This is a genomic window from Psychrobacter sp. FME5 (genome assembly GCF_014861375.1).
GTDB lineage: Bacteria > Pseudomonadota > Gammaproteobacteria > Pseudomonadales > Moraxellaceae > Psychrobacter.
On the sequence record NZ_RRYX01000021.1, the window covers coordinates 11,907 to 26,288 of the forward strand.

10 protein-coding genes are annotated in these 14,382 nt (G+C 43.3%); 2 read left to right on the top strand and 8 right to left on the bottom strand.

What is annotated here, in order from left to right; genetic code table 11:
• Window positions 1-255: 255 nt before the first annotated feature.
• Window positions 256-1,374 carry an endonuclease/exonuclease/phosphatase family protein gene (locus EI161_RS04940; protein WP_192523287.1) on the bottom strand — a complete coding sequence of 373 codons (1,119 nt, stop codon included), beginning with the start codon at window positions 1,372-1,374 and terminating at the stop codon, window positions 256-258.
• A 417-nt stretch (window positions 1,375-1,791) separates the two neighbouring features.
• Between EI161_RS04940 and asd the strand changes: the two genes are divergently transcribed.
• Together asd and tgt are read left to right on the top strand one after the other, a co-directional pair.
• Window positions 1,792-2,916, top strand: a complete 1,125-nt coding sequence (gene asd / locus EI161_RS04945) for an aspartate-semialdehyde dehydrogenase (RefSeq protein ID WP_225735231.1) — start codon at window positions 1,792-1,794, stop codon at window positions 2,914-2,916.
• Window positions 2,917-3,088: 172 nt separating this feature from the next.
• Complete coding sequence (gene tgt, locus EI161_RS04950) at window positions 3,089-4,240, top strand: tRNA guanosine(34) transglycosylase Tgt (RefSeq protein ID WP_192523289.1); 1,152 nt, start codon at window positions 3,089-3,091, stop codon at window positions 4,238-4,240.
• A 246-nt stretch (window positions 4,241-4,486) separates the two neighbouring features.
• On the opposite strand, the gene EI161_RS04955 is transcribed toward tgt, so the two are convergent.
• The 7 genes from EI161_RS04955 to ispC form a co-directional block, all read right to left on the bottom strand.
• Window positions 4,487-5,839, bottom strand: coding sequence for a sodium-dependent transporter (locus EI161_RS04955; protein WP_192523290.1), 1,353 nt, complete (start codon window positions 5,837-5,839; stop codon window positions 4,487-4,489).
• A gap of 280 nt (window positions 5,840-6,119) precedes the next feature.
• The gene (lpxA, locus tag EI161_RS04960; protein WP_192523291.1) at window positions 6,120-6,899 is read right to left on the bottom strand and encodes an acyl-ACP--UDP-N-acetylglucosamine O-acyltransferase; all 780 of its coding nucleotides are present in this window, start codon (window positions 6,897-6,899) and stop codon (window positions 6,120-6,122) included.
• Between the two features lie 348 nt (window positions 6,900-7,247).
• On the bottom strand, window positions 7,248-7,757 hold the full coding sequence (fabZ, locus tag EI161_RS04965) for a 3-hydroxyacyl-ACP dehydratase FabZ (RefSeq protein WP_192523292.1): 510 nt from the start codon (window positions 7,755-7,757) through the stop codon (window positions 7,248-7,250).
• Between the two features lie 61 nt (window positions 7,758-7,818).
• Window positions 7,819-8,835 (bottom strand): UDP-3-O-(3-hydroxymyristoyl)glucosamine N-acyltransferase, encoded by a 1,017-nt coding sequence (lpxD, locus tag EI161_RS04970; RefSeq protein ID WP_192523293.1) that lies wholly within the window; start codon window positions 8,833-8,835, stop codon window positions 7,819-7,821.
• A gap of 154 nt (window positions 8,836-8,989) precedes the next feature.
• Window positions 8,990-11,413: an outer membrane protein assembly factor BamA gene (gene bamA / locus EI161_RS04975; protein ID WP_192523294.1), complete on the bottom strand. Its 2,424-nt coding sequence runs from the start codon at window positions 11,411-11,413 to the stop codon at window positions 8,990-8,992.
• Window positions 11,414-11,674: 261 nt separating this feature from the next.
• Window positions 11,675-13,051, bottom strand: a complete 1,377-nt coding sequence (rseP, locus tag EI161_RS04980; RefSeq protein WP_192523295.1) for an RIP metalloprotease RseP — start codon at window positions 13,049-13,051, stop codon at window positions 11,675-11,677.
• A gap of 68 nt (window positions 13,052-13,119) precedes the next feature.
• Window positions 13,120-14,328, bottom strand: a complete 1,209-nt coding sequence (gene ispC / locus EI161_RS04985; RefSeq protein ID WP_192523296.1) for a 1-deoxy-D-xylulose-5-phosphate reductoisomerase — start codon at window positions 14,326-14,328, stop codon at window positions 13,120-13,122.
• Between the last annotated feature and the right edge of the window lie 54 nt (window positions 14,329-14,382).

A 14,382-nucleotide genomic window follows, 5' to 3' on the forward strand; every position in this document is an offset into this window, starting at 1 on the left:
TTCGAGACTTCATATTATTGTTATTATACTTCCATATTGACCTATCCTAAGTCATGAACAGTAACGTATAAGACAGCGGGCTGACCTGTACTTTTATTGATACTGCCTCAACACTGCATCCTTGCATATCCTTGTGTTGATGGTTGTATTATAGGGTAATCAGTTTAATGCAACTAGAGGCTAAAGACCTTATTTAACGTAAGCATATGCTTACGTCTTAATGCAAGAATTTATCTCCGTACAGATACTCCAACCTCACTGTGCCTCTACGTGCTCTTTTGAGACTTTTTCGCCTTCTTTCTTACCTTCTTCGATTTTATTATTAGTCTCTTTAATATCTTCTGCTTCCGCATTGGGGCCGTTTTGCTCTTGCTGACTGGTCTTTTCTGGTTCATATTGCAGCGTTGTCATAACAGGAAAGTGATCGGAGCCAATAGAAGGCAGACGCTTAATATCCACGACAGTGAAGCAAGTACTATGGAAAATATGATCCAATGCCCAACGTAAAAATGGATAATTCACATGAAAAGTATTGATAAAATGCCGACCAATACGAGGGTCTAATAATCCTGAAATACGCTGAAAACGACGGGTTGTCTTGGACCACGCCACATCATTGAGATCACCGGCCAGTATCGCTGTTTGATTGTTTTCTTTTATGTGTTTGCCAACCATCAGCAGTTCGGCATCACGGGTGGTTGATTTGTCCGCCTCAGTTGGGCTCGGTGGCATGGGGTGCAAACAGTACAACCAAATCACCTGACCACTTCGCAGGCGCAACTGCGTATGGATAGAAGGTATATCATCGATCATTAAGTACTTAACTTTAGGGTCTATCAACTCAAGCTTAGAATATAAGTGCATACCATATAAATTATCCAGCGGGACTTTGACAGTATAGGGATAATCAGGGTCGACTTGCTGTAGGGCTTTTTCCCATTTTTTATCACTTTCTAGCGTAATCAAAATATCAGGTTGTTTTTGCTTCACCAAGTCGACCAATTTTTGGGTTTCTTCATTCGGCGTTAGTACGTTTGAGACCATAATTTTTAACTGTTTTTCCTGTGCATCTGGCAACTCTTTTGCCTTTTGCACTTCTTTTTTCCATAATCTGGTATAAGGCAAAACCATTCTAAGCTGAAATGCCAACGTAATACTTAAGACGATAAATAAGCACCACTGCCCTAGTTGCCACTCTGACCCAAACATCACCATACCAACCCAAGCAATCACACCAAGCACCATTATTTGAATGCGTGGAAACTCAACGCCGCGCACCCACCAATTATCGAGCGGTATCCAACCCCAAATCGTCACCAATGCGATGAATCCTGCTAGCCACTGAATGCCGTAATATAATAGTGAGAGATCCATAGTCTGTATTAACCGTCTATTAAGGTGATCATGCATGTTTTAACATTTTATGTACTTTAGCATTTCACGCGATTATCGCCTACTGATGCGCTATGATTATGCACTCACTACTATAAAACATTACAATTTTGACTCATTAGTAATAACCATTACTACTCGCTACCTTCGCTCACTGCCAAATATCATTTATTTTGGCAATGGTTAAAATGTGATAAAGCTATGTGCGTTAAAAAAGCTAATATAAAGTAATGTTTATCTTTTAATTAATAACTTAAAGTTATAATAAGCACAATTAATAGTGTATAAAAAATAATGAAAAGTCGCCAAAATGCCTTGCTTTTTATGTTTTTTCACGGCATTGTTATTGGTTGGCAAGGCAACAATTTATTGTAAAAAGGATTAAGTTTCATGAGTAATTTGACAGTAGGCTTGGTAGGCTGGCGCGGCATGGTTGGGTCAGTATTGATACAACGCATGATTGAAGAAAAAGACTTCGATGGCATTACGCCCGTGTTTTTTTCGACCAGCAACGCAGGTGGTGATGCGCCAAGCTTTGACGGTATTCAGACCAGCCAATTAAAGGATGCTCATGATATTGATGCGCTAGCAGCTTGCGATGTGATTATTACCTGCCAAGGTGGTGACTATACCTCAAAAGTTCATCAACCACTACGCGATAGTGGTTGGCATGGTTACTGGATTGACGCAGCAAGTACATTGCGAATGGAAGATGACAGCATCATCACGCTTGATCCAGTCAATCGTACCGTCATTGATAGCGCCCTAGCCAACGGCAAAAAAGACTTTATTGGTGGTAACTGCACCGTGTCACTGATGTTAATGGCCATCGGCGAGCTGTTCAATAGAGGCTGGGTAGAATGGGTCAGCGCCATGACTTATCAAGCAGCTAGTGGCTCTGGCGCTAATAATATGCGTGAGTTAATCAACGGCATGGGCGTGCTGCATGATGCCGTTAAAGACGAGCTGGCTAACCCTGCAAGTGCTATTCTTGAAATCGATAAAAAAATTGCCCAAACCCAACGCTCAGACAATTTCCCTAAGCAATACTTTGGCGTACCATTGGCAGGTAGCTTAATTCCTTACATCGACTCGCAGTTAGAAAACAAACAGTCACGTGAAGAATGGAAAGGCGGCGTAGAAACTAACAAAATCCTTGGTAATAACGCCGAAAACAACATAGCTATTGATGGTATGTGCGTCCGCGTTGGCGCGATGCGCTGTCATGCACAAGGCTTGACCATCAAGCTTAAAAAAGATATTCCATTAGAGGAAATCGAAGCCGCGCTTAAAAACAGCGGCAATCAATGGTTAGATGTGGTCGAAGACGACAAGGAAGCGACCATGAATCGCTTAACGCCAGTAGCAGTAACAGGTACTTTAACAGTGGCAATAGGTCGTCTACGTAAGCTCAATATGGGTCCTGAGTACCTAGGCGCGTTTACCGTTGGTGATCAACTGTTATGGGGAGCCGCAGAGCCATTGCGCCGTATGCTGAACATCATTCGCGAGCAAAACAGCTAAATCAGTTATCTTGAAATTGAACAAAAAAAAGACAGCGATTGCTGTCTTTTTTTTGGTTATAGCAATATCATGTTAAACGGTTATATTGATGACCACGAAACATCCATGTCCAAAAAATGGCGAATAATGCTATAATTAGCACCATTTTCATAGCTTACATAGCGGTTATAATATGCAATTTGTCTTACATAAAACAGCCAGTGGCGTCACGCGTGCGCGCCGGGGTACGGTTCATCTCAATCATGGCGATGTGCAAACACCTGCATTTATGCCTGTGGGTACTTACGGTACGGTCAAAGGCATGCTACCACGTGATATCGAAGCCATTGGTGCGGATATTATTCTTGGCAATACCTTTCATCTATGGCTACGCCCAGGCACTGATGTGATTGATAAATTCGGTGGCTTGCATAAATTTATGCATTGGGACAAGCCGATTTTGACCGATTCTGGCGGTTTCCAAGTATTCAGTTTGGGTGCCATGCGTAAAATCACTGAAGAGGGCGTTAACTTCAAATCTCCTATTGATGGTGCCAAGGTTTTCTTATCACCAGAAAAATCAATGCAGATTCAGTATAGCTTAAACTCTGACATCGTCATGCAGTTCGATGAATGCACCCCTTATCCAGCGACTCATGATGAAGCCAAAAAATCTCTAGAGCTGTCATTACGTTGGGGACAGCGCTGCGTCGATGAACATAAAAGACTGGGCAGCACCAACGCCCTATTTGGTATCATTCAAGGTAGTATGTATGCCGATTTGCGCCAGCAGTCACTCGAAGGTTTGCTCAATATTGGCTTTGATGGTTATGCCATCGGCGGCCTGTCTGTTGGCGAACCAAAAGAAGAGATGATGGACGTCCTAGACTATATCGCCGATGATATGCCAGCCGACAAGCCGCGCTATTTGATGGGCGTTGGTAAGCCTGAAGACCTTGTGGAAGGCGTACGCCGCGGCGTTGATATGTTTGATTGTGTCATGCCGACTCGCAACGCGCGTAATGGTCATTACTTCGTCACCGGTGACACGGACAATGCAGGTATAGTACGCATCCGTAATAGCCAGTACCGTAACGATGAAGGCCCACTGGACCCTGAATGTGATTGCTATACTTGCCAAAACTTTAGCCGTGCTTATCTTTATCATTTAAACAAATGCAAAGAGATGCTAGGTGCGCAATTAGCGACTATTCATAATCTACGCTACTATCAGCGTTTGATGCACGGGATTAGAGACGCCATCGAACAAGACAGCTTTGATGAATTTGTGACTGAGTTTTATAATAAACGCGGACAGACGGTTCCTGAGCTGAATTTACGCTAATTACCATTTTTCTTAATACCGATTATAAAGTATAAAAAAAGGCCTAAGAGTTATCTTAGGCCTTTTTTTATTCACTACATATTGACGCTTATAGTAGATTCATTTTAAAAACGATACAGTGCTATTGGCTATAAATTTTTGCAGCCTCTGTCACGCCTGCGAACAGCAAGCAAGAAAAGATTATAGCAATAGTACATTATTATCATCGTATTCCTTTCATTTTTAACTGATTATACCAATAAGCTATTAGCCCATTAGTGTTGCAATAAATACTGCAATGATCGCTATTGGGGCGACAAACTTAGCAATGATTTGCCATACCTGCCAAGTAGTACCAGATAAATTAAGCTCCTGTTGGATACTACGTTGATCCATTCTCCAAGCAAAGAAGATAATACCTGCAAGACCAGTCAATGGTAATAAGAACTTACTGGTCACCTTATCTAACGCATCAAAGATACCATTACCCATGATGGTAAAGTCAGACCATAGGTTAAATGATAATAATGCCGCGATACCAAGGAGCCAAATAACGGTACTGGCAACGATGGTCGATACCGTACGGCTCATTGGCGTACGCTCTTCTAGGAACTCAACCGTTGGCTCAAGTAACGAGATTGATGACGTAATTGCTGCAAAAGTAATGAGTAAGAAGAACAGCGTACCAATAATGGTACCTCCCGTCATACTACCAAAGGCAATCGGTAAGCTGACGAAAATAAGACCTGGACCTGAAGAAGGGTCAAGACCATTACTAAAGATAATCGGGAAAATGGCTAAACCAGCGGCCAGTGCAATCACCGTATCTAAAATGACAACGGTACGCGCTGTTTTTAGTAGATTAACTTCACGGCCTAGATATGAGCCGTAAGCAACCATGATACCCATACCGATGGATAGTGTGAAGAAAGCATGACCTAGAGCGGCTAACATGACCTCCCCAGTTAGTTTGCTCAAATCAGGAGCGAATAGATAAGTCACTGCCTCACCAAAACCACCATTCACCACGTTATAGCCAACGATGACGAATAAAATAAGACCTAATAGTGGCATTAAAATTTTAGCAGTGGTTTCGATACCGCGAGTCACACCAACACCGACAATCAGCGCAGTGACTATCATAAACACCGTATGCCAAATCGTTAGCGTACCAGCTGAAGCCAACATAGCATCAAAGGTAGCACCAACCGCATCACCATCCTGACCAGAAAAACTACCAGCCCCTGTTTTGGTGATATAGTTAAGTGCCCAACCACCGATCACACTATAGAAGGATAGAATGAGAAAACCACCTAGAATACCTGTCGCGCCCACAATTCCCCAGCTAGGTGATTTACCTTCACTAACAGCAACGTCTGTAAAACTATTGACAGGGTTTTTTTGCCCGCGGCGACCGATTAGCCATTCAGCCACTACTACCGGAAAACCAACCAATGCAATACAAAATAAATAAGCAATAACAAAAGCAGAACCACCGCTCTCACCAACCATATAAGGAAATTTCCAAATATTTCCTAAGCCAACTGCAGACCCTACTGCTGCCAGTATGAAGCCAAAACTAGAGCTCCACTGTGCATGTTCTTGTTTATTGGTAGCCATTCTAACGTCCTCATGCTTTTCTTAATATCGCTCATAATCATCCATGATTATTATAAATAGCGATTAATAATTTTTAACTACTTCATCGACATATCAATGTGACGCGTCCAGCAATATCAAGAAAGAAAAGTTTACAATATCGTAAACGCTCAGTTTCTGCTAAGCCACCAAAAAAGTCAAGTACTGATAAATATAAAAAGCCATAACTATAAGTTATGGCTTTTTATATTTATCAGTACTCGATATGTGTTGTCTTCTTAAGAACATACACTCATATTTTTTAGCGCACCACGCCGCGCTTACTGTTTTGTAGGGAGTCAATGAGCATTTGAATTTTGGGTTCTTTATACAGCAGATCTTCTTGTAATATAATAAGTGCTTGTGTGGTGGTCATTCCAGATCTAAAAATTGTGCGGTATGCCTGACGTAACACGTCAATAGTTTCTTTTGACCAGTCCTTACGGCGCATCCCTTCGATATTAAGGCCATGAGTGGTTGCAGGATTACCAGACACCATCGTAAAGGCGGCCACATCCTTTAATATCAAGCTAGCGCCACCTATCAAACTATAATCATCAACCGTACAAAACTGGTGAATACCAGAATTACCACCGATAATGGTATGATTGCCAATAGTCACATGCCCTGCGACGCCAACATTATTGGCCAGTACATTATGATCACCAATCACACAATCATGAGCCACATGAGTATTGACCATCAGCAGATTATGGCTACCAATCTTGGTCAATCCATCATCTTGTGCCGTACCACGGTGTAAGCTACAAGCTTCGCGAATGGTATTATGGTCTCCAATCTCAAGCCACGTACGCTCACCCGCATATTTCAAATCTTGACAATCCTCACCGATACTGGAGAATTGATAAAACTGATTGTGTTTACCAATTCGCGTCAGCTTGGTGACGACCACGTGCCGATGCAAAACCGTGTGCGCGCCAATAGATACCTCATCGCCGACGATACAGTACGGACCAATAATGGCAGTATCATCAATCTGAGCGGACGGTGAGATGAGTGCCGTTGGATGGATCTGACTCATAATGTGGGCCCTTGTATCATCTGATGCGAATAAATGGTAAAACGAATTCTGCCAGTTTAGTGTTATAAGCAAAACGAAAACCAATGTTGCTTTTATATACGCCAATCTCAACTTATCGTAGGCCTTTGATTTTTATAGAATTTAAAATTTTAATTGTTTTAACTGAAATTTTAAAAACTAAGTAAACCAATACCTTAGAAAAATAAGTTGAGAGTGGGGTTTTATATATCATTATAATGCTTATCGTCAGTTTGAAAGTGACGCTTTAAACACTATAAGCTCTGAAAATTCCAGCTTTTACATATTCTGGACAGGCTTTTTATCAAAAACAGTTAGCACACTATCAGACTACTGCTCTTGACGGGCAATCATAATCTGAGCACTAGCAGCAAGTTCATCTTCGACATGTACCGTACAATCAAATTTATAAATACCACGCTTTTGCATCACGGTTTTGGCACGAATAATCAGTTGATCACCCGGAATGACTCGACGCTTAAAACGAACCTTATCAACCCCTGCAAACAGGTACAAATAGCCATCTTCTGCCGTTAACCCTGCACTGATAAACCCCAGCACGCCCGAGACCTGCGCCATCGACTCGACCATCAACACTCCTGGCATAATAGGCTGATCAGGAAAATGACCATTAAAAAATTCTTCATTAATAGTCACGTTTTTGATACCAGTAATGCATTCACCAGGCGTACAGCCGATAATCTTGTCCACTAACATAAAAGGATAGCGATGTGGCAAGTAGTGCTTTAAAGTATCGTAAGTTAATGGCAGCGTAAGACCTTGTGCGGCCAAGCTTTTAACGTCTTCATCCGTCGAAATATCTATATCAATGCTGCTCATAATATCGCTTCCTTGCTGTGTTATAAATCTTTAAAACTGGTTCTTTACTAATGACGACACACTAACCACGACCAAGCTGACGGAAGCGTACGGCTGCACGTCGCCAGTTGGCCGTTGGCATTGCAACCGTTCCAGAAGAGTACGAACCAGAATTTTTAATGGATTTGGTCACCATAGACATCCCAGACAGAGTAACATCATCAGTGATGTCAATATGACCGGTGATACCGACCGCGCCGCCAATGATACAGCGCTTACCTATGCTAGTGCTGCCAGCGATCCCCGTTTGAGCAGCGATTGCTGTGCCATCACCGATACGCACGTTATGAGCGACTTGTACTAAATTATCAATAATAACATGGTTACCAATCAGCGTATCATCAATAGCACCGCGATCAATACAGGTATGACTACCAATACGCACATGATCGCCGATGATGACGCGACCTAACTGGGCGATACGCTCCCAGCCTGTAACACTAGGATTGCTGGTGGGAGCAAAACCAAAACCTTCCGCACCCACACTCACCCCTGCATGCAGTCTCACGTGATTACCGATGATACAATCATGCCCGATGACCACTTGTGATTTGATAATACAATCATGGCCGATCTTAGTATTTGCTTCGATCACTACATGGGCATCAAGTGAGCTACGCGCGCCAATTTGCACATTATCGCCAATCACACAGAAAGCGCCGACGGTCACTTGCTCACCGATGACAGCACTATCGGCAATCACCGCACTAGGATGGATTGCATTGGCAGGTGACTCATGAGCAAACAGCTGACTGGCGCTAGCGTAGGCTAAGTAAGGGCTTGCTACGACAAGCGCTAGTGCTGTCGCTGGCACTTGGTCACGATACTCTGCGGTGACCAGTACGGCCCCTGCCCGACTGTTTGCTAAACTAGAAACATAGTGTGGATCTGCCAAAAAGCTCAACTGCTTGCTGTCAGCAGTGGTCAGACTACCCACGCTACTAAATTTTTGACGTGACTGTTCAGCGTTGATTTCAGCCTTATTAGTAATAGGCTGACGCTGCTCAATCCGAGTGATAAGTTGCTCAATCGTTATCATAGTTGCTATTAATGTTTTTGTGAATATTATTATGAATAAGGCGGTCGTCAAACTGAGGATTCAGCTTGACGACCTGTTAAAATCTAACTGCTTTTTTAATCTGGAAAAATCCCTAATTAAAAACAGTTATATAAGGTTAAAAGCCATTGTTAACTTAGAAGGTGTTACCAATCTGGAACTGAACTTTTTCAGTTTCATCGCCTTCTTTATCACCAATAGGGACGGCATAACTCAGTGAAATCGGACCAATTGGCGTATACCAAGTTACCCCAGCACCAGCACTAAAACGCATACTATTATCTTGCGTTAATAATGGCACGCCTGTATCGGTGCCATCGTTAGGATTGATAAAGTTACGATCTTCTTTATCCGTGGTATCAAATACCTGACCGCCTTCAGCGAATAATACTGGACGTACTTGGTCTGCCCAATCGCCTTTGAATGGCATTGGCAAGATTAGCTCACTACCGAAGCTAACGAGCGCATTACCACCAATTTCTTCATCTTTATAGCGCAAATCATCATTGATGGCATCATAATATGTCTGAGATTTGGGTCCTAGCGTTGACGCTTCATAACCACGTACCGAGCCATAACCACCGGCATAGAAGTTTTCATAGAACGGTAAATCATTACCATAACCGAGCTTGGTATAACCGCGTGCGACCCAATCTTTATAAATAGGATAGTAGATATTGCCGCGATAAACGAGTTTTTGATAGCTGGCATCACCCAGACCAATCGTTGCATCGACCGTATGACTCATACCTTTGCTTGGAAATACGGGACGATCTAAAGTACTGTAGTCCCAACCAAATAACAGGTTGTAGGTTTGATAGTCGTTTTTAAAGCCTGTGCGTCCAGTCGCTTCACCTTCATCATTGACAAAACTTTCAAACGACCCACCGTCATCAATAATTTGTTGAACGTTTGACACACCTAGGAAACGGCCACCGCGCACTGAGGTTTTGTCAACATTAAGACCGGCACTAACGCGTTTGGTTTCATCAACTGGATAACTATAGTTTAGCGTAGCGCCATAAGCATCCGTCACATAGTTACTAACGTTTCTATCGTCGTACTTGGTTTCACGATAATAAGCGCTAATGCCTTGCGATACACCATTTTCAGTGAAGTACGGATCGGTATAGCCCAAGCTATAAGAATCACGCGTTTCTGAACGTGATAACGCTGCTTTGACACGGTTACCCGTACCCATAAAGTTGTTTTGCGTGAGATCTAACTGGAACGTTACACCGCCACTTTGTGAGTAACCAGCGGCAATCGTTGAGCTACCAGATGGCTGTTCTTCAACCGTATAGTTTACGTCCACTTGGTCGGGCTGGTTCGGCACTGGTTTCACATCAACATTGACGCCTTTAAAGAAACCAGTTCGCATCAGGCGCGTACGTGACAGTTGTATCTTATCGCTAGATGCCAGTGCGCCTTCTAATTGACGCATTTCGCGGCGCAGTACTTCATCTTGTGTTTTGATATTACCGGTAAAATTGATACGGCGAACATAAATAGGACGTGCAGGATCGATAAAATAGTCAATCTCGACCATTTTGGTATCATCATTGATACGCGGTACTGGTCTTATCTCTGCTAAGTAATAACCTTCATTGCCATAACGACTCTTCAATGCTGCCGTGGTTTCATCTAACTTGGCTTGTGAGTACTTTTCGTTAGGCGCAAAGGTGACCAGCTCTTTTAACTCATTATCATCAAAAGTCGGCTTGCCTAAAAAATTCACTTCGCCAAACTGATAACGCTCGCCTTCGCTAAGACTGACTTCGATAAACACACTGCTCTTATCTTCGCTAATATTGAGCACCGCATTATCAACGGCAAAACGTACATAACCGTCATTTTGGTATAGTGCTTTTAGGTTTTCTAAACTGGCGGCCAGCTTTTCTTTGGCATAACGATCAGACTTAGAGAGTAGACGTGTCCATGAGGATTCTTTGACCGCAAAGACATCTTTAATTTCTTCATCACTAAAGTGTTTGTTGCCGATGATGTTGATATCAACTACCTTGGCAGGCTTACCTTCGATAAAGCGCACATCAAGCTTAACCCGATTGCCATCAAGGACGGTTTGCTCTACTTCGATATTACTGTTGTAATAGCCCTGACTGATATACTGCTGCTGTAGCTCGTTGGCTACGCCCTGTAACGTGGCTTGTTTTAGCACATCACCAACTGACAAACCAGCGTTGTCGAGCCCCTGCTCAAGCCCTTCTTTAGGGATGAGCTTATTGCCCTCAAAGTTTACTTCGGCAATGGTTGGACGTTCGACGACATCAAACCGTAGTTTACCGCCTTCGACACGACTTTGAATATCAGCAAAGTTTTCAGTCGCATACAGCGCCTTAATACTGGCCGCCAAACTACTATCATTCACCGTATCCCCTACCGAAACAGGCAGAACCGGATAGAGGCTATCGGGGGTTAGGCGTTGCAGGCCGTTGAAACCGATGTCAGTGACTACAAATTCTGCAGCCTGTACCGGCATGCTCATCATCGCTACAACTAACGGCAACCCAGCCGCGCTCATAAATAAAGGCGTACGCATAAATACTATCCGTCAATAAAAAACTGCTTAAGTTAAGTTGAAAAGCACATATTGTCTCGACCATATCGCGTAAAGTCATAAACTACGCGCGGGAAACTCAGAACACTTTATATAAAATGCATCACAAAATAAACTAAAAATTACGATTAGTACAGAGGCCATGATACAAAGTAGCCCATCTATCATGGTAATGATCAGCGCATGATGGGCGCAAAACCATTAGTATCTCGTGCCTTATCGGCCATATTATCTATTATTTACTCAAAAAAGCCGACTGATATCATTACCAATTGCTAACACCATGAAACCTGCCAGCAAGAGTAAACCGATATTTAACCCAATCATTTGCACCCCTTCTGAGAGTGGCTTACCGCGAATCAGCTCAATAAGATAATATACTATATGACCACCATCTAATACCGGAATGGGCAAAAGATTTAGTACAGCAAGGCTCAAACTAATCAACGCTGCCGTCGATAGCACCATTTGCCAACTGATATCAAAACTTTGCTTAGCAACTTTAGCAATGGTAATCGGGCCGGACAAATTGTCCAAACCAATCATGCCTGACAGCATCTTGCCCATCGAGCTGACGGTCATGACTGCCAACTGTTCGGTCTTCTCAAACGACTTGACCAGCGACTCGCCAGGACCATAAACCACCGTCGTCTTGTATTCATCCGGAATAACAATTTCAGACTGTGCCACCATAGCACCAATTTGTCCATAATCGTTACCCAAATTGTCTTTTTTACCTTGCGGCATAATCTGTAATTGCACAGATTTATCATCACGCAATACCGTAAAATCAAGCAGCGTTTCAGGGCTATCGCGGATAATACGCGTGGCACTAATCCAATCTTTGATTTCTTTGCCATTAATGGCAGTAATCCGGTCACCAACTTTTAAACCTTGACGACTGGCGGCGCCCTCAGGGGTTAAATCACCGATTATCGGTTCAATATTCGGCTGCCACGGTATCATGCCAAAACTGGTTAATGCATCTTTACCTTGTGCTGTACCTTGCATAAACTCTGTGACAGGTGCTTGGTAGGTTTTAGTCGAACTATTGGTTTGTGCGTTTGACTGCAGCGTGACACTGACATTATCTGTCTCACCCATACGCCCAGCGAGACGATAGTTGATACCTTCCCAAGTCTGTACGTCATGACCATCAATGGCAATAATTTTATCGCCAACAGGCAACTGTGCCATCGCGGCAGGGGTATCAGGCAATACTTGCCCAATATTGGTCGCTAACTGTTCTGACGGGGTCATGAACAACACCCAAAATAGCACAATCGCAATCACAAAGTTCATGATCGGGCCAGCCGCGACGATCGCTATTTTCTTGAGCGGATGCTGACGATTGAACGCCAAGTGTTGCTCATCTTTTGCGACTTCGCCTTCACGCTCATCGAGCATTTTGACATAACCACCCAGTGGTAAGGCGGAAAGTCGATAGTCAATGCCACTTTTTTTACTGGTCCAACCAAACATTTTAGGACCAAAGCCAATAGAATACGTCAGTACTTTAACGCCGCAAAGACGCGCCACAATGTAATGACCCCACTCGTGCAAAGCAATGAGCGGCCCTAAGACAAATATTGCCGCAAGCAGCGTTAATAAAAATGTCATGATTGTCTCTCAGTATTTTTCTTAACAGCTTTTATCAATGAACTGGTTCTCAATATTATTAAGAGCTATTACGCTAATTTTGCTACAAGCTTGTCAGTAAGATGGCGTGCTATTTTATCAATCGCTAGAATATCTTCTATATCAGCAGTGTCACTTAACGGTGGTAGCTGTATATCATTTAAGGCTTGCTCATTAATATCAGCAATATCAGTCAGGCGAATATGACCTTCTAAAAATGCAGAAACGGCAATCTCATTGGCTGCATTTAATACAATCGTCGCTTGCGTGCCCGCTTGCATCGCTTGCCGAGCAAGGCTTAAGCAGGCAAATTTTTGCAGATCTGGTTCAACAAATTCCAAAGCACTTAGCGCAAATAAATCTAATGGCTGTGAGCCACTATCGATACGATTGGGGTAGCTGAGCGCATGGGCAATGGGGGTTTTCATATCTGGACTGCCCAGCTGCGCTAAAAAGCTACCATCGCTATATTCTACCATTGAGTGAATGATACTTTGCGGATGAATAACCACATTTATTTTATTTTCAGGCAAGTCAAATAAATGACACGCTTCTATCAGCTCAAGCCCTTTATTCATCATCGTTGCCGAGTCGACTGATATTTTTTGTCCCATCGACCAGTTTGGGTGTTTGACCGCTTCAGTGACACTCGCTTGCTGCATCTGTGCAAATGATTTTTGCAAAAATGGTCCACCAGACGCGGTCAACCACAGCTTGCGTACGCCATGGCTTAGCTCATGAATTTGACTGTGGTCTTGTTGAATAGAGAACGGCAAACACTGAAAAATAGCGTTGTGCTCAGAGTCGAGCGGTAGCAAGGTAGCATGATGCGTTTTGACCGCATTAATCATCACTTTCCCTGCCATCACCAGGGCTTCTTTATTGGCCAGTAGAATACGCTTACCTGCACGCGCTGCTGCTAAGGTAGAAGGCAGCCCTGCCGCGCCCACAATAGCGGCAACGACCGTATCAGTTTGCGAGTCAGTGGCAATATCTACCAACCCTTCTGCGCCGCCTACCACATCGATATCCAGACCAGCCGCACCAAGGCGCTGGGCAAAATCATCGACCGCTGCTGTCGGTACACTGACGCGTTTGGGTAAAAACTGTTTGCAAAGCGCCAGTAACTTATCTAAATGCTGGTAGCCTGATAAAGCATAAACTTCGTAGTGCTGTGGTTGTGCCGCTAGAATTGCTAACGTGCTATCGCCAATCGAACCTGTCGCGCCTAGTACGGCGATACGTTGCGTCATAACCATCGGTGCCTTACCTATGAATGGTACTGTAAAAAACAGCACTCGTATAAAAAACTA